Genomic DNA, 16,667 nt, shown 5'->3' with positions numbered 1-16,667 from the left:
CGTCACGGCGAAGGGCCCCGATTCCGGGGCCCTTCCATGATGCCCGCTCTCCGGGCCTGCTCAGGGTGTACGGCGGAGCAGCTCAAGACGCCCTGAGCTCGGCCCCGATCCGGTGCATGTGCCGCAACGCGATGCCGTACGACTCGATCAGCCCCGCCTCCGCGTACGGCACGCCCAGCGAAGCGCAGTAGTCCCGCACGATCGGCTGAGCCCGGCGCAGGTTGGGCGTGGGCATGTTCGGGAACAGATGGTGCTCGATCTGGTAGTTGAGCCCGCCCAGCAGCACGTCGATCGCCACCCCGCCCCGCACGTTGCGCGAGGTCAGCACCTGCTTGCGCAGGTAGTCGAGCTCGTCCTCGGCGGTGAGCACCGGCATGCCCTTGTGGTTGGGCGCGAAGGTGCACCCGAGGTAGACCCCGAAGACCGCCTGGTGCAGCAGCACGAAGACGATCGCCTTGCCCACCGGCAACGTGGCGAAGATCAGCCCGAAGAACCAGGCGAAGTGGGCGAGCAGGAGCGCGCCCTCCAGGACGCGCCCGCGGATGGTCCGCAGGCTGCGCAGCCCGGAGACGTGCAGGTTCCAGGCCTCCAGGGTGAGCAGCGGGAAGAACAGCCAGGCCTCGCGCCGGGCGATGAAGCGCGACAGCCCGGTCGCCCGCGACGCCTGCTCCTCCGACCAGACCAGCAGCGACGGGTCGACGTCCGGGTCGTGGTCCTCGTGGTTGGGGTTGGCGTGGTGGCGGTTGTGCTTCTCCATCCACCACCCGTAGCTCATCCCGATGCCCAGGTTCCCGGCGATCCGGCCGGCGACGGCCGAACTGCTCCGCGACCGGAACACCTGGCGGTGCGCCAGATCGTGCGCGACCAGCGCGACCTGGGCGAAGACGACGGCGAGGAAGACGGCGACGGCGAGTTGCCACCAGGAGTCGCCGACGGACACGAACAGCAGCCAGCCACCGGCGAAAGCCACGGTGACGAGGGCGAGCCGGAGGAGGTAATAGACAGGACGCCGGTCAAGCAGACCGGCGTCCTTGATCATCCTCGACAGGTGGGCGAAGTCACTGCCAGTGGTGGTAGACACCGCCCAAGTGTCGCGATCTTCCGGCGTCCTCCGTAACCCCGCGCGCACCCGGAATTTCGGTAGGGCCTGCCTTACCTAGTCAAGACCGAACAGAATCTTGATCGGGCCCAGCGCGAAGTACAGCGCGAACAGCGCGGCCACCACCCACATCAGGCCGTGCACCTCGCGGGCCTTGCCCCGGGCGAGCTTGATCAGCACGAAGCTGATGAACCCGGCGCCGATGCCGTTGGCGATCGAGTAGGTGAACGGCATGAGCACGATGGTCAGGAAGGACGGGACGGCGATCTCGAAGTCGTCCCAGTCGATGTTCTTGACCGAGGTCATCATCATGAAGCCGACCACGACCAGCGCGGGCGCGGCGGCCTCGTAGGGCACGACCTTGACCAGCGGCGACAGGAAGACCGCGAACAGGAACAGCACACCGGTGACGACGCTGGCCAGACCGGTCCGCGCGCCCTCGCCGACGCCGGCCGCCGACTCGACGTAAGTGGTGTTCGACGAGACCGAGCCCGCGCCGCCGGCCGCCGCGGCCACCGAGTCCACGAACAGGATCTGGCTGGTCCGCGGCATCGTGCCGTCCTCGCGCAGCAGCCCGGCCTGGCCGCCGACGCCCACGACGGTGCCCATGGTGTCGAAGAAGTCGGTGATCAGCAGGGTGAAGACCAGCAGCACGCCGAGCAGCAGCGGGATCTTGGAGAAGGCCCCGAACAGGCTGAACTGGCCGAGCAGGCTCAGGTCCGGGATGCCGAAGATCTGCAGGTCGGCGAAGGTCGGCGTGTTCAACTGCCAGCCGCCGGGGTTCTTGCCGCCGTTGGCGCCGCCGACCTTGGCGACCGCCTCCACGATCAGCGCCAGGACCGTGCTGGCGACGATGCCGATCAGGATCGCGCCCTTGACCCTCCGCGCCACCAGCACGAACGTCATCAGGACACCGATGACGAAGACGAACATCGGCCAGCTCACGAGCGCGCCGCCGATGCCGAGCGTCAGCGGCGGGGCGGCGTTGGCGCGCACGAACCCGGCGTCCACGAAGCCGATCAGCGCGATGAACAGGCCGATGCCCACGCTGATCGCCGTCTTGAGCGCCGGGGGGATGGCGTGGAAGACCGCGGTGCGGAAGCCGGTCAGCACCAGCACCGCGATGATCAGGCCCTCCAGCACGACCAGGCCCATCGCGTCTTCCCACGACATGTTGGGCGCGATGCCGAACGCGACGAAGGCGTTGAGGCCCAGGCCCGCCGCCACGGCGAACGGCGCGCGGCCCACCAGGCCCATCACGATGGTCAACACACCCGCGACGAACGCGGTCGCCGCGGCGATCATCGGGAACTGCGCCCCGGAGGTGACCACGTCACCCAGGAACTGCTTGTCCTTGTCCGCCATCCCGCCGAGGATGAAGGAGTTGAGCACGACGATGTAGGCCATCGTGAAGAAGGTGGCCAGACCGCCGCGGACCTCCCGCGAGATGGTCGACCCGCGTTCGGTGATCGAAAAGAATCCGTCAAGGCGTGTATTCACGCGCGAAGAGTGACAGGAGTGGCCAAACAGCGAAAGGTCCGGTGATCGGATCGAGATAGGGTTGATGCCGTGAAGCAGCAATGGCATCCCGATCCTGAGCCGATCGCCACGAACGACCAGACCACCATCCTGGTCGGCACCGGTCTGTGGGCGCTCGCGCTGGTCGCGCTGCTGCTCTTCCCACCCGCGCCGCAGTACTCGTGGTGGGTCTGGACGTGTGTCGCCGGGATCGTCGGCGGACTGTTCGGCCTCTGGTTCGTCCGCCGCTTCCGCAAACCAGGCCAGCCGTAACCAGCCCCGGAAACGCCATGAGCCCGGCCATGGACCGGGCTCACGTCGCACACACCAAGCAAGCTCAGCTCAGGTCGGCCTCCGCCAGCAGCAGCGGCACCGCATCAGGGTCACGCAGCAGCGCCGCCACCGCGAGCCGGTCGTTCCACTGCCCGGTGGCCCAGGCCAGCCCGCGAGCCAGCCCGTCCACCCCGGTGCAGTGCACCTTCCCGTCGAAGAACCGCCACGCGCACTCCACCCCGTCGACCAGCAACTTCTCGTGCTCGACGTAGCTGTCCGGCGCCGCGGGCAACAGTGACCGCACCTGCGCGGGCACCGCCCGCTCCACCCCCGCCGAGGTCACCTCGCCGGTCGCCAGCTCCCCAGCCAGCGGCAGGTCGAGCAGCTCCGACAACGCCTCGGCCAGGTCGAACGGCGCGAGCACCAGCGGCCGGTCGGCGACGAGCTGCAGCAGGTCGGGCGCCTCGACGACCACCGCGTCCTCCGCCTCGGCCACCACGATCCGCCCGTTGAGCACGGCCCGCACCCGCTCGGGCGGTGAGACCCGTCCGGGGTCGACCGCGGCCAGCGCGATCCACAGGCCGCGCAGTTGCGCCCGGTCGAGCTCGATCGCCGGGTCGGCCATCCGCTCCAGGAGTTCTTCGGGCCCGCCGTGCGAGTCGAGCAGGTCGGCCAGCGTGGTCCGCACGCCGATCATCGCCAGCGCCACGTCGTCGAGCCCGGCGGGGGCGTCGCCGTACAAGCCGTGCAGCAGCGGGTCGGCGCCGGGCAGCCGCAGCTCGCGCGGGCGCCGCCCGTCGAGGACGGGGTGCTCGGACAGCCACCAGGCGGTGTAGGACGGCACCTCGACGCCGCCGACGCGCAGCGGCTGGAGCGCGGCCCGCAGCGGCGGCCGGGTGAGGAGGGCGAGCGCGGCCGGCCAGTCGGCCACCAGTTCCAGGTCGCGCACGGCGCTGAACTCGGCGGCCACCGGTGGCAGGTCGAGGTCGCCGGTCAGGTCGGCCACCTCGTCGAGCCAGTCGTCCTCGGCGTCGAGGTCGTGGTCGCAGTCGTCGTGGTCGAGCAGCACGTCGGTGTCGTTGACCACCGCGAAGCCGTCGAGCACTCCGGCGGCGGCCAGGACCCGCGGGCCGTACTCGGCCACGAGCTCGTCGGCGGCCAGCGGCCCCTCTTCGAGGATGCCGGCCAGCGCGCCGCCCGGCAGCAGCAGGTCGCCCGCCGAGTACAGCTCGCCGTCGGCTCCGCGCAGCGCCAGCTCGCCCAGCCAGGGCGCCTCGCCGGGCGCGAGCGCCGCCGCGTCGACCAGGGCCAAGACCGCGCGGGCGATCGGCTCGTGGTCGGGGTTGTCGAAGGATTCGGCCACCGCCGCCTTGGTGAGCGGGTCCTCCAGGATCGTGCGCGGCGTCGCCTCGGCCGCGCCGAGGCGCAGCAGCAGCGGGTGCGCCGCGTCGGGGTGCACGATGCGCAGCCCCAGCGGCGCCAGGTCGAACCCGCCGGCCCCGCTGAGGATGAGCGTGCCGCGCGGGCCGCGGACCAGCCGCCCGTCGGTCAGCGGCACCGGGAGCGCGCCCAGCGCCTCGTGGTCGTCGCCGGGGAGCACGTCGTAGAGCTCGCGCCACCACCCCGGCTCCCGGCCCTCGACGACCTCGCCGGACAGCAGGTCGATGACGTCGGCCAGGCCGACCTGCCGGACGCCCAGCGTGATCATCGCCGGGTGCCGGGCCGGCCAGCCCGCCGGCAGCAGCCCGGGCACGATCTCCGCGATGCGCGCCAGCAGCTCTCCCGAGCCGGGCACGACCGCCGCCTCCCGTCCGGAGACGACCCACCCGTCGGCGCCGCGCTCGCGCACCGGGTGCTCGACCGTCCACTCCGCGTCGGGGTCGTAGAGCTCGGCGTCGGCGAACGTCGGCGTCTGTACGGCAGGCGCCGGCCCCGAGAGCGCGGGCAGCAGCGGCACGTCCGGCAACCGCCGCAGGACCGCCCGCCGGATCATCGCGTCGAGCTCGCCCTTGCCCATCAGCGCCGGGACCAGGTCGAGCAGCTTGGGCGTGCGCGGCAACCGGCCGAGCAGCTCCACGTAGGCGTCGGCGGCCTTCTCCACCAGGAAGTCGGTCAGCGGCCCCTTGGCGACGTGCCGCCGGTCGGTGGCCATCGGGAAGGAGGCGATCAGCAGGGCGGGCAAGTCGAGCGGCTCGTCGCTGGGCGTCGGCGCGTGGATGACCGGCCGCACGCTGCGCGGCAGCGGCACCGGCTCCCCGCCGCGCTCGGCGGACACCGGTACGGCCCAGCGGACCGACCAGAACGGGCGGGCCCGCTCCTCGGTGGGCCGGTCGGCGAAGAGCTCGGCCACCTCGGCCGGGGTGAACTCGCCGGAGGCCACGCCGAGCGCCCAGTCACCGGGCTCGACCACCCGCTCGTCCCCGTCGAGCGAGATCTCGATCCGGGTGAGCGCGGGCAGGCCCAGCAGCAACGCGGGGCTCGCCTCGGCCAGCATGCGGCGGACCGCCGTGGCCGCCGCCTCGTCGCGCAGCGGCAGCCGTACAAGTGTGTCGAAGCCGTCGGGCACGGCCAGCGGCTCACCCGCGAAGGGCAGCCGCAGCAGGGGCACGTGGCCGCCCCGGTCGGCGAGCTGCCCGGCGAGCTCGGGCCTCGCCGCGACCAGCTCGGTGGTCTCCGCGCGGGACCAGCGCACCGACGGCGCGCCACGGGAACCGATCTCGGGGGCGTCGGACACCGACACGACGGCCGCGAAGCCGACGCCGAACCGTCCGGCGGCGCCCGCGTCGTCGCGCTTGGCCGAGACCCGCAGCGTGGACAGGCCCTCCACGCCGGCGGCGTCGAGGGCCTCGCCGGTGTTGGCCGCGGTGAGCACGCCGTCGCGCAGCACCAGCCGCAGCACGCCGGGCACCCCGGCGCGCAGCGCCGCGTCCGCGGCGTTCTGGGCCAGCTCGACGATCAGCCGGTCACGGTAGCCGCCGAGGGCGAAATCCTCCTCGGCGTTGGCATCCTCACGAAAGCGCGCAGGCGAGGCCTGCCAAGCCGCGAGCACTGCCGCCCGCATCCGATCGGTGCCGAAAACGTCCACGACTCTCCTTCTCGCCCGGTGGCACGGGTCGGCCACGCGGACGAAAGGCTAGCGCCCGCCACCGTCAAGAACGCCGCCCGGCGGAGACGCCGGGCGGCGGGGCGAGCGCTCAGGAGTGGCCGAGCTCCTCGGCGGGCGAGGCCGCCTCGTCCACCGAGCCCTCGTCGAGCAGGTCGTAGCCCAGGTCGTCGAGGATCGGCACGGCCTGCTCCACCGGCGGCGGCATGACCGCGGCCTCGGAGTGGGCGCCGCAGCCGTGGTCGGCCGAGACGACCTTGCCGTCGTCGGGCGCGTACTCGTTAGCGCAGACTCCGAACTCCGACTTCATCGAACCCGCGAGCGGCCAGTAGAAGCCGCAGGTGGAGCACTGCGCGGGCGCGGCGTGCGCGAGAGGGGTGTGCGGCCCTTGATCGCCGGTGTACCAGCGCCTTGCGGCGCGGTCCTTCCCGACCGCCGAGAGCACGCGGGCTCGGCCGAGGCCGTACTCGAAAACCATCTGGTGATCGGTGTCGTCGTCGCCGGGATCGGTGAAACCGGGCACCAGCCGGTCGTCGTCGTCGGAGGTCGGCAGCAGGTCGCCCACGCCGAGGTCGCCGGGCAGCAGCCGCTCGCTCCACGGCAGCCACTGGGGCGCCAGCAGGGCGCCGGTGCCGGGCAGCAGGACCGCCTCGCTGACGGTGACCTTCTTCGCGCGCGAGGCGCGGGTCACCGTGACGGCCCAGCGCCAGCCGCGGTAGGCGCGGTCGAGGCAGGCGAAATAGTGGGTGACGATCCGGTCGCCCTCGCCCTCGTAGCCGAGGTGCTCACCGACCGGACTCGGCGCGGCGAGCTCCTCGGCCGCCTCACGCGCCAGATCCACGGCGGCGACACAGGCCTGATCGGGTGCGGCGGCACGGCTCCTGGTCCGCGTCATCGGTTGGCTCACACTTCATTGTCACCCATCGGAGCGACCGGGTAAGACTGTTAAGCGTGGCGGATGGTTGGGAAAAGGCGGGAGAGGTGTCGCGCCGGGTCGGTCGAGGGCTCGCCGACGCCGGTCGTGGCGTGGCTCGCGCCGGCCGCGGCGCCGCGCGGGGCACGAAGGCCGCCGCGCAGGGGACGGCACGCGGCGCCCGCAAGGTGGGGCAGGCCACGCGCCGGCTCACCCATGCCCAGGGCGCGGGCCGGACGGGGCTGGGCCGGCTGATCGAGCTCACCGCGGTGCACAGCGTCGGCGACGCGCTGGTCACCGGGGCGCTGGCGACGACGATCTTCTTCGGGCTGCCGGTGGGTGAGGCGCGCGGTTCTGTGGCGCTCTACCTGGTCATCACGATGATCCCGTTCGCCCTGGTGGCGCCGTTCGTGGGGCCGATCCTCGACCGGTTCCGCTCCGGCCGGCGGTACGTGATGGCCGGCACGCTCTTCGGCCGTGGCCTGCTCTGTTTCGCGATGGCCGCCGCGGTCGGGCCCAACGACCTGGTCACGCTCTTCGCCTCGGCGCTCGGCGTGCTGGTGTTGTCGAAGGCCTACAACGTCTCCCGGGCGGCGATCATGCCCAGCGTGCTGCCCGCGGACATCACCCTGGTCAGCGCCAACGCCAGGGTCGCGCTGTTCTCCCTGGTGGCCGCCGGAGCCGCGGTCCCGGTGGCGGCCGGCCTCGCCACCTGGCTGGGCGCGGCCTGGACGTTGCGGCTGGCGATGCTCGTCTTCATCGTCACCGGGGTCTACGCGGTACGGCTGCCGCGGCACGTGGACTCGCCGGAGACCGAGGAGGAGGGCGCTTCGCCGGTGCGCTGGCGGACCATTCTCAACGTCGGCCCCGCGGTCACCGAATCGATGCTGGCCAACGTCGGCATTCGCATCTTTTCCGGCTTTTTGCTGTTCTTCCTGCTTTTCCTGGTTCAGGAGAACAATGTCCCCGGGATGAAACCGGCGACGCCGCCACCAGGCGTGCCGATCGACCAGATCGCCGGGTTCGCCCCGCTCACCCTCATCGCCCTGCTCGCCGGGGCCGCCGGCCTGGGCGGCCTGATCGGCGCCGCCGCCGCCAACTGGTCGCGCAACCACTCGCCGCAGCTCATCGTGCTGCTCACCTCGGCCCTGGCCCTGGTCACCACCGTCGTCACCGCGGTCTTCTTCAACGTCTGGTGGGCCCTGGCCATCGCCTTCGCCGCCGCCTTCGCCCAGGAACTGGGCAAGCTCGCCGGTGACGCGATCATCCAGCGGGAGATCGGCGAGGAGGTGCGCTCGTCCACCTTCGGCGTGGTCGAGGCGTTCTTGCAGGTCGCGTGGGTCTTCGGCGGTCTCGTCGGGCTGCTGCTGTCGCTCACCGAGAGCGGCCGGGCGGGCATGATCGTGCTGGCCGTGGTGCTCGGCGTGGGCCTGGTATGGCTGCTGGTACGGCGTCGCACCCGCATCCGCGCCCGCGACGCCCGGGTCGAGGCCGAACGCGAAGCGGCCGCCGAGCCTCCGGAGGAGCCCGAACCGGCCGACACCGGCGGCCCGCTGGACGTCATCGACACCACGAAGCCGCTGACCCGCCCGCACGGCCTGTAGCGCCGCCCAGGGCAAAGCGCGAAAAGCCGGGAACCATTTCCCCGCCACTTTCACCGTATGGGGACCATTTCCCCGCCACTTTCACCGTATAGCGCACCCCGGGGCTTGCCACAAGCCCCGGGACGCCCCGCACAATCGTGGGCCGGCGCGGTATTCACCGCGGCCGACACCATTCACCCGGGGAGTTCCGCATGCGTGCCCTGCTGTCCACGATCGGTTCCCGCGGCGACGTCCAGCCGCTGCTCGCCCTGGCCCTGGAGCTGCGCGCGCTCGGCCATGAGGCCCGGCTGTGCGCGCCGCCCGACTTCGGCGCCTGGGTGGAGGGCCTGGGCTTCGGCTTCGTCCCGATCGGCCCGGAGGTGCGGCGCGCCGCCACCGCCCCGCGCCCGGCGGGGAGGCCGACGCCGGAGCAACTGCGGCAGCTCGCCGAGGCCACGGTGAGCACCCAGTTCGCCACGCTGCCCGAGGCCGCCGAGGGGTGTGACGTCCTCGTCGGGGCCACCGCCCTGCAGCTCGCCGCCCGGTCGGTCGCCGAGCGGCTCGGCCTGCCGTACGTCTATGTGGGGTATTGCCCGGCCGGACTGCCCAACCCGCTGGTGCCGCCCGCGCCGACGCCCATGTACGCCGCGGCGGAGGACGAGCCGGCCGCCAGGCTGTGGGAGCGGGACGCCGAGCACTGGGACGCGATGTGGGGCGCGGCGCTCAACGGTCACCGCGCCGCGCTCGGGCTGCCGCCGGTCGAGGGCGTGCGAGACCACCTGTTCACCGACCGGCCCTGGCTGGCGGCCGACCCGGTCCTCGGCCCGTGGCCCGGCGGCGCCGAGCTGGAGGTGTGGCAGAGCGGCGCCTGGCTCCTGCCGGACGCCCGGCCGCTCCCGCCGGAGCTGGCCGGGTTCCTCGACGCCGGGGAGCCGCCGGTCTACGTCGGGTTCGGCAGCATGGCGCTGGCGCCGGAGACCGGCGAGGCGGTGCTGGCGGCGGTGCGGGAGTCCGGCCGCCGGATGGTCGTGCTGCGGGGCTGGGCGGGCCTGACGCCCGGCTCGGACGGCCCCGACCGCCTGACCGTGGAGGAGGTCAACCAAACCGCCCTCTTCCGCCGGGTGGCGGCGGTGGTCCACCACGGCGGTGCGGGGACCACCACGGCCGCCGCGCTGGCCGGAGCGCCGCAGGTGATCGTCCCGCAGAGCTACGACCAGCACTACTGGGGCCGCAGGGTCGCCGAGCTGGGCGTGGGCGGGACCACCACGCCGGAGGGCCTGGCCGGCACGCTGGCCGGGGCGCTCAAGCCGGAGACCGCCGAGCGGGCGCGGGCGCTCGCCGCCCGCATGCCCGCCGACGCCGCCGCTACCGCGGCCCGCAAGCTCGGCGGCCTGGCCCGCTAGAGCCGGCCGTGCGGGTCAGTCGAGGTCGTCCGCCACCACCCGGAGCACCTGGGCGATCTTCTTGGCGTGCGCGCCGTCCGGATGCTTGCCCCGCCGGTAGGTCTCCGAGATGCCGTCGAGCAGCTTGATCAGGTCCTCGACGATGACCACCATCTCGTCGGGGTTCTTCCGCTTGGCCTTGGGCTTGGGCTTGGCCAGGGTGGGCGGCTGCTCAAGGATCCGGACCGAGAGCGCCTGTTGTCCCCTGCGGCTCTCCGCCACGCCGAACTCGACCTTCTGGCCGGGCTTGAGCGCAGGGGCGCCGGCGGGCAGCGCGGAGGAATGCACGAAGACCTCACCGCCATCGTCGCGGGTGAGGAAGCCGAAACCCTTGTCGGCGTCGTACCACTTGACCTTGCCACTCGGCACAGGGGGACCTCGTTCAGACTGTCGGAATGATTGAGTGGAAGTAGGTTATGCCCCTCACGCCCGGAGAGCGACCGGGTAAAACCCGTCGAACCAGGACGTGAATTCCTTCAGATCACGCAACGCCACATCCGCTCCGTGTTCCCGCAATTCACCGACCGTGTACGGTCCCGTCGCGACCGCCACACTGACGGCGCCACCGGCCTTCGCCGCCTCGATGTCGGCCACATGGTCTCCAACATAAGCGGCGGCGCCGAAGCGTGCGAGAGCCGTTCCTTTCGCGGATCCGAAAACCGATCCGACCACTTCGTCCACGTCGAAACCGAGCGCCTCGACGGTCCGGACGGCGTCGCGCAGGTTCTTGCCCGTCACCACGATGACCTTGCCGCCCCTGGCCCTGACCGCTTCGATCGCCTCGTGCGCGCCGGCCATGGCGGTGGTCACCGGGACCGCGAGCTCGGGGTAGAAGCTGCGGAACAGCTCGACCGCCTCCGCCACCCGCTCGGCGGCGACCCAGTTGGCCATCTCGAGTTCGAGGGGCGGCCCGAGCCGCGTGATGATCGCCGCGCTGTCGATCTCGATGCCGAGACGCAGCGCCAGCTCGTCGTAGCAGGCCGCGATGCCGGACCGGGTGTCGGCCAGCGTCATATCCAGATCAAATCCCACATTCCCCACGCATGAAGGATGCACCACGGCACCGACGTCTTTGAACTGCCGGAACGGGGGTAAGGAGGCACTTATGAGTGGTTCACTGGAACCGCAGACCGACGCCAGGCCCTACCGCCCGGCGAAGCCCCCGCCCGGCCAGTTCCTCCGCCGCCTCGGCGAAGGTCTCGCCTCGCTCGTGCTCCTCGCCACCCGGGCGGCCGCCCTGGTGCTGGTCCTCTACGCGGTCTTCACCATCGTCCCGGCCAACCCGGCCAACTCCTGGTACCAGACGGTCGAACGTCTCGCCGGCTCGCTCACCCTCGGCCTCGAAGGGCTCTTCCAGATCGAGGACCCGCTCTGGAACACCCTCGTGGACTACGGTCTGGCCGCCGTGGTCTGGCTGATCATCGGCTCGGTGGTGGCGAGTATTCTGAGACGACTATGACCAGGCCGACACGAGAGCGGATCATCGCCGAGTCCCTGAGGTTGTTCGCCGAGCGGGGCTATTCGGCGACCTCGGTGGCCGAGATCGAGGCCGCCTCCGGCCTGTCCCCCGGCGCCGGGGGCCTCTACCGCCACTTCCGGTCGAAGTACGAGGTGCTGGCCGCCGCCATCCACGAGCACGCCCTCCGCACCAGCTCCCAGGTCGCCGAGGGGCTCGCCGACCGGCGGCTGATGGAGTCGGCCGAGGAGCTCGACGTACGGCTGGCCAGGCTGTGCAAGGCCGGCCTGGCGAAGGTGCGCGAGGAGAGCGAGCTGACCCGGGTCTTCTTCCGCGACCTGAGCCAGTTCCCCGAGCTGGTCGCGGTGGTCAGGGAGGGCCTGCTGCAGCCGATGTTCGACGCGATCGTCACGTGGTTCAAGGCCCAGCCCGAGTACGCCGACGCCGACGTCGACTGGGCCGGCGTCGCCGCCGTGCTGGGCGGCGCGGTGGTGCAGTACCGGCTGTTCCAGGAGACCGTGGGCGAGTCGCCGGGCCACGCGGAGAAGGACCAGTTCGTGGCGGCGTGGGTGCGCCTGGCCAGGGGGCTGCTGCCTCAGGCCGGGTCGAGCAGCTTGTAGGCCAGCCGTACGACACCCAGACCGGTGCCGACCATGAACATGATCCCGCTGTAGGCCCAGAACTCCGTGATGAAGCGCCCGAACCCCTGGTCGGCCCCGCCGAGCCGGGCGGCGGCGACCAGCGCGCCGCCGACGAGGTAGGTGAGCGGCGCGGCGGCGATGCCGAGCAGCTTGTCGCGCAGCGTCCACGTCTCGCTGAGCAGCACCAGGAAGGCGCCGACCGCCCAGACCACCAGCGGCACCTCGAAGATGGCCAGCTCGCCGACGTTGAACGGCACCAGCAGCGCCGCGACGAAGAGCACCACCATCGCGGTCACCTCGCGTGAGTGCGCGCGCAGGATGGTCACGGCGTCCCGGCCGTCGGTGGCGGCCGGGTTGGCGGTGGACATCGCCGCCTGCCGGAAGCGCACCAGCGGCGCGGGCCGGCGGCCACGGCGGTCGAGCCGCTGCTGGGCCTCGCGGCGGCTGCGCGCCACGCCCGGCGGCACGTCGTCGATGATGCGGGGGAACTTGGTGGTGTCGACCTTCGGCAACGGGGTGGTGTTCCCCGAGCTCTCCATCAGCACGGCCGCCGCGTTCTCCGGCTGCGCCGCCGGGGCCAGCCGGCGCACCTCCCGCTCGACCTGCGCGCGCGGCTCGCCGAACCGGGCCAGCAGCCGCGCCACCTCCCGGGGGTTGGTGCTGCCCGCCCGCTCGCGCTCGATGCGGGCCCGTAGCCGGTTGACGAAGTCGACGCGCTGGTCCGGCCGGAGCACGCCGTGCGCGGCGTCGGCCACCCTGGCGACATAGTCGAGGACCAACTGCTCGGCACTCTCCTGCACATGCTCAAACTACAGCGACATACCATTGCGTGAATGAAGGTTTCTACCTCGCCCGGGGGTGAAGCCCGCCCTGGGGCGATGACCTTCACCGAGTGGCTACGGGGGCGCTCCGACGCGCAGTTGCGGGCGCTCGTCTCCGCGCGCCCCGAACTGATCACTCCCGTGCCCGCGCACCTCGACGGCCTGGCCTCGCGCGCCGCCAGCCCGTCGGCGATCGGCCGTACCCTCGACCGCCTCGACCGCTTCGCGCTGGCCGTGGTCGAGACGCTGGCCGTGCTGGGCGAGCCGATGACCCGTGACCGGCTGACCGAGATCATGGGCGCCGACCCGCGGATCGAGTACCTCCAGGAGCTCGCCCTGGTCTACGGCCCCGACGACGCGCTCATGCTGGCGCCCGGGGTGGCCGCGGTGCTCGACGACCCGGCCGGGCTGGGGCCGCCGGTGGCCGACGTCTTCCGTCACCACCCGCCCGAGCAGCTCGCCGAGATGGCCGACGAGATCGCCCCCGGCACGGCCGGCACCGGCAAGGAACGGCTGGCCGCTGCGCTCGCCGAGCCCGCCGAGCTGATCGCCGCGGTCTCCGCCGAGGCCCAGGCGGCGCTCAGCCAGCTCGCCTGGGGGCCGCCCACCGGCCGGGTGCCCAACGCCCGGCGCGAGGTGACCGTCGAGAGCGCCCGCTCGCCCATCGAGCAGTTGCTCGCCCGCGGCCTGCTGGCCGCCACCGGTCCCGAGAGCGTCACGCTGCCCCGCGAGGTCGCCCTCTACCTGCGTGAGGGCCGGGTCCACCGCGACCTGGCCACCGAGCCCCCCGAGCTGGGCGGCCCCGAGCGCGACCGCTCGCTGGTCGACCGCACCGCCGCCGCGCAGGCCTTCGAGCTGGTGCGCTCGGTCGAGGAGCTGTGCGAGCGCTGGAGCGCCGAACCGCCGGGCGTGCTGCGCACCGGCGGCCTCGGCGTGCGCGACCTCAAGCGCACCGCGACCCTGCTCGACCGGCCGGAGTGGGCCACCGCGCTGATCGTCGAGATCGCCCACGCCGCCGGGCTGCTGGCCGCCGACGGCGAGTGGCTGCCGACCTCCCTCTACGACCAGTGGCGGGTCAAGGACACCGCCGAACGCTGGGTACGGCTGGCCGCCGCGTGGCTGCGCACCGACCGGGTGCCCGGCCTGATCGGCGAGCGCGACGAGCGCGACCGGCCGCTCAACGCGCTCCACCCCGACCTGCGCCGCTCCTCCGCGCCCGGCCTGCGCCGAGCCACCCTGGACGTGCTGCCCGAGGGCCGCGCGCCCGGTCTGGAGTCGGTGCAGCAACGCCTGGCCTGGGAACAGCCCCGCCGCCGCGGGCCGCTGCGCGACCAGCTCATCGAGTTCGCGCTGCGCGAGGCCGAGCAGGTCGGCGTGACCGGCCTGGGCGTGCTGTCCCGGCATGGCCGCGCCCTGCTGACCGACACCGAGCGCGCGGCGGCCCTGCTCGCCCCGCTGCTGCCGGAACCGGTCGACCACGTGGTGCTCCAGGCCGACCTCACCGCGGTCGCGCCCGGTCCGCTGACCAGCGACCTCAACCGCTGGCTCGCGCTGGCCGCCGAGGTCGAATCCAAGGGCGGCGCGACCGTCTACCGCTTCTCCGAGCCGTCGGTGCGGCGGGCGCTCGACGCCGGGCACAGCGCCGACGAGCTGCTGTCCATGCTGGCCCGCCACTCCGCCACGCCGGTGCCGCAGCCGTTGTCCTACCTGGTCACCGACGTGGCCCGCCGGCACGGCCGGATCCGCGTCGGCACGGCCAGCGCCTACGTGCGCTGCGACGACCCGGCGCTGCTCGACCAGGTGATGGCCGACCGCCGGGCCGCTCCCCTGCGGCTGCGCCGGCTGGCGCCCACGGTGATCGCCTCGCGCACGTCGCGGGCCGTGCTGGTCGACTCGCTGCGGGCGATGGGCTACGCGCCGGTCGCCGAGTCGCTCGACGGGGACGTGATCGTCAGCCAGCTCGACGCGCGCCGCACCGAGGCGCCCGCTCGGCCGCCTGCCGTACCGAACGGGAGCCCGGATCCGGAGGTCGTCGCGGCGGCCGTCCGGGCGATGCGGGCCGGGGACGAGCGGCGGGGCCCGGTGGACGCGCCGGACGGGCAGATCCCGCGCGGGCCGTCCACCACCACGATCACCGCGTTGCAGGAGGCGATCCGGCAGGGCGCGCGGGTGTGGATCGGCTACACCGACTCGCAGGGCAACGCCACCAGCCGCGTCCTGGAGCCGGCCCGGCTGGAGGGCGGTTACCTGACCGCCTACGACGAGACGCGGGCCGCCGTGCACCGCTTCGCCCTCCACCGGATCACAGGGGTCGCCGATCTGTCCTGAGCGCGTTAGTTTGACGACATGACGCAGACTTTGGGGCGACTTGCCGAGGAGTCATGGGAGCGCTTCGGCGACTACGAGGCGCTGTTCTACGAAGGCGTCTGGCACCGCGGCCACGACCTGGCCGCCCGCGCCCGGCGCGTCTGCGGCGGCCTGATCGCCCTCGGCGTACGGCCCGGCGACCGCGTGGTCGTGATGATGGCCACCTCCCCCGACGTGCAGGTGCTCTACCAGGCGGTCTGGCTGGCCGGCGCGGTCGTCACCCCGGTCGTCTTCCTCGTCGGACCCGGCGAGCTGCGGCACATCATCGACGACAGCGGCGCCCGGCTGGTCGTGGCCTCGCCCGAGCTGCTGGCGACGGTCGAGGCGAGCGGCGCCGAGGTGCGGGTGCTGTCCGGCGTCGAGGAGCTGGAGCAGGCCGGCGAGCACGGCCCGGTGGCGCGCGACCCGGGCGACCTGGCGGCCCTGATGTACACCGGCGGCACCACCGGCACGGCCAAGGGCGTCATGCTCGACCACCGCGGCCTGTGGAATGTCGCCCGTGACGCCTACGCCATGTCCCACCTGGAGGGCGCGAACCGGGCGATCGTGCCGGTGCCCCTCTCGCACGCCTACGGGCTGATCGTCACCATCGCCGGGATGCACGCCGCCGAGCCGCAGCAGGCGGTGCTGATGCGCTGGTTCGACCCCAAGGCGTTCCTGGAGCTGGCCCGCGAGCAACGCGTGCAGTACGGGACGGTCGTGCCCTCGATGGTGCAGATGTTGCTCGCCCTCGGCGACGAGCTGCGGCCCCTGCCCGACCTGCGCTTCCTCACCTGCGGCGCGGCGCCGCTGACCCGCGCGGTGCTGGAGGAGTTCGAGCGCCGGATGCCCGGCGTGCAGATCCTGGAGGGTTACGGGCTGACCGAGACCAGCGCGGTCACCAGCTTCAACCCGCCGGGCCGGCGCCGGGTCGGGAGCGTGGGGCTGCCGCTGCCCGGCTACGAGATCACCATCCGGGACTCGGCGGGCGAACCGGTGGAGTGCGGCGACGTGGGCGAGATCTGCGTGCGGGGCGCCTCGCTCATGCAGGGGTACTGGGGTGAGACCACGGACGATTCGACGGCCCTGGTCGACGGCGAGCTGCACACCGGCGACATCGGCTGCGTCGACGACGACGGCTACCTCTACGTCGTCGACCGCAAGAAGGACCTGATCATCCGCGGCGGCTTCAACGTCTTCCCGCGCGACGTCGAGGACGCGCTCAACCAGCACCCGGACGTGGTCGTCTCCGGCGTGGTCGGCCGGCCCGACCCGCGCGTGGGCGAGGAGGTCGTGGCCTTCGTGCAGGTCCGGCCGGGGGCGGAGGTCTCCGGGGACGAGCTCGTCGAGTGGGCCCGTGCCCGGGTCGGGCGGGTGAAGTACCCGCGGGAGGTGCGGTTCGTGGACAACGTGCCGGTCACCAGCGTGCTCAAACTCGACCGGAAGGCCCTCCGGGCCCAACTGTGAATTCC

At 72.8% G+C, this 16,667-nt stretch carries 14 protein-coding genes; 7 read left to right on the top strand and 7 right to left on the bottom strand.

From position 1 onward, the window contains the following. Positions 1 to 82: 82 nt before the first annotated feature. Positions 83 to 1,039: an acyl-CoA desaturase gene (locus tag ACIBG7_RS32295; RefSeq protein ID WP_357923317.1), complete on the bottom strand. Its 957-nt coding sequence runs from the start codon at positions 1,037 to 1,039 to the stop codon at positions 83 to 85. Between the two features lie 117 nt (positions 1,040 to 1,156). Further along, positions 1,157 to 2,599, bottom strand: a complete 1,443-nt coding sequence (locus ACIBG7_RS32290) for an NCS2 family permease (protein ID WP_357922387.1) — start codon at positions 2,597 to 2,599, stop codon at positions 1,157 to 1,159. Between the two features lie 69 nt (positions 2,600 to 2,668). Here ACIBG7_RS32290 and ACIBG7_RS32285 point away from each other — a divergent pair, with 69 nt between their 5' ends. Further along, complete coding sequence (locus ACIBG7_RS32285; RefSeq protein ID WP_357922384.1) at positions 2,669 to 2,890, top strand: DUF2530 domain-containing protein; 222 nt, start codon at positions 2,669 to 2,671, stop codon at positions 2,888 to 2,890. Positions 2,891 to 2,954: 64 nt separating this feature from the next. Here ACIBG7_RS32285 and ACIBG7_RS32280 read toward each other — a convergent pair whose 3' ends face one another. After that, positions 2,955 to 5,951 (bottom strand): sacsin N-terminal ATP-binding-like domain-containing protein, encoded by a 2,997-nt coding sequence (locus ACIBG7_RS32280; protein ID WP_397338815.1) that lies wholly within the window; start codon positions 5,949 to 5,951, stop codon positions 2,955 to 2,957. A gap of 133 nt (positions 5,952 to 6,084) precedes the next feature. Further along, positions 6,085 to 6,888 (bottom strand): DUF3027 domain-containing protein, encoded by an 804-nt coding sequence (locus ACIBG7_RS32275; protein ID WP_357922378.1) that lies wholly within the window; start codon positions 6,886 to 6,888, stop codon positions 6,085 to 6,087. A gap of 86 nt (positions 6,889 to 6,974) precedes the next feature. Between ACIBG7_RS32275 and ACIBG7_RS32270 the strand changes: the two genes are divergently transcribed. Beyond that, a complete protein-coding gene (locus ACIBG7_RS32270) occupies positions 6,975 to 8,510 on the top strand; it encodes an MFS transporter (protein ID WP_357922376.1) in 1,536 nt (511 codons plus the stop codon). Between the two features lie 191 nt (positions 8,511 to 8,701). Next, positions 8,702 to 9,892, top strand: coding sequence for a glycosyltransferase (locus tag ACIBG7_RS32265; RefSeq protein ID WP_397338628.1), 1,191 nt, complete (start codon positions 8,702 to 8,704; stop codon positions 9,890 to 9,892). Between the two features lie 15 nt (positions 9,893 to 9,907). On the opposite strand, the gene ACIBG7_RS32260 is transcribed toward ACIBG7_RS32265, so the two are convergent. Both ACIBG7_RS32260 and ACIBG7_RS32255 read right to left on the bottom strand, forming a co-directional pair. Next, positions 9,908 to 10,300, bottom strand: coding sequence for a cold-shock protein (locus ACIBG7_RS32260; protein ID WP_357922371.1), 393 nt, complete (start codon positions 10,298 to 10,300; stop codon positions 9,908 to 9,910). A gap of 54 nt (positions 10,301 to 10,354) precedes the next feature. Next, positions 10,355 to 10,963, bottom strand: a complete 609-nt coding sequence (locus ACIBG7_RS32255; RefSeq protein WP_357923315.1) for an HAD family hydrolase — start codon at positions 10,961 to 10,963, stop codon at positions 10,355 to 10,357. 73 nt (positions 10,964 to 11,036) lie between these two features. Here ACIBG7_RS32255 and ACIBG7_RS32250 point away from each other — a divergent pair, with 73 nt between their 5' ends. Together ACIBG7_RS32250 and ACIBG7_RS32245 are read left to right on the top strand one after the other, a co-directional pair. Continuing rightward, positions 11,037 to 11,390: a hypothetical protein gene (locus ACIBG7_RS32250; protein WP_357922368.1), complete on the top strand. Its 354-nt coding sequence runs from the start codon at positions 11,037 to 11,039 to the stop codon at positions 11,388 to 11,390. After that, the gene (locus ACIBG7_RS32245; protein ID WP_357922365.1) at positions 11,387 to 12,007 is read left to right on the top strand and encodes a helix-turn-helix domain-containing protein; all 621 of its coding nucleotides are present in this window, start codon (positions 11,387 to 11,389) and stop codon (positions 12,005 to 12,007) included. The genes ACIBG7_RS32250 and ACIBG7_RS32245 overlap by 4 nt, the downstream gene beginning before the upstream one ends. On the opposite strand, the gene ACIBG7_RS32240 is transcribed toward ACIBG7_RS32245, so the two are convergent. Beyond that, positions 11,983 to 12,828, bottom strand: a complete 846-nt coding sequence (locus tag ACIBG7_RS32240; RefSeq protein WP_357922362.1) for a hypothetical protein — start codon at positions 12,826 to 12,828, stop codon at positions 11,983 to 11,985. The genes ACIBG7_RS32245 and ACIBG7_RS32240 overlap by 25 nt on opposite strands. 33 nt (positions 12,829 to 12,861) lie before the next feature. Here ACIBG7_RS32240 and ACIBG7_RS32235 point away from each other — a divergent pair, with 33 nt between their 5' ends. Then, positions 12,862 to 15,177: a helicase-associated domain-containing protein gene (locus tag ACIBG7_RS32235; RefSeq protein WP_397338626.1), complete on the top strand. Its 2,316-nt coding sequence runs from the start codon at positions 12,862 to 12,864 to the stop codon at positions 15,175 to 15,177. Between the two features lie 18 nt (positions 15,178 to 15,195). Then, on the top strand, positions 15,196 to 16,662 hold the full coding sequence (locus ACIBG7_RS32230; RefSeq protein WP_397338625.1) for a class I adenylate-forming enzyme family protein: 1,467 nt from the start codon (positions 15,196 to 15,198) through the stop codon (positions 16,660 to 16,662). The last annotated feature ends 5 nt before the right edge of the window (positions 16,663 to 16,667 follow it).

It is taken from the genome of Nonomuraea sp. NPDC050328 (genome assembly GCF_044459405.1).
In the GTDB taxonomy this organism is placed as follows: domain Bacteria; phylum Actinomycetota; class Actinomycetes; order Streptosporangiales; family Streptosporangiaceae; genus Nonomuraea.
This window is presented reverse-complemented; position numbering and strand designations above follow the sequence as displayed.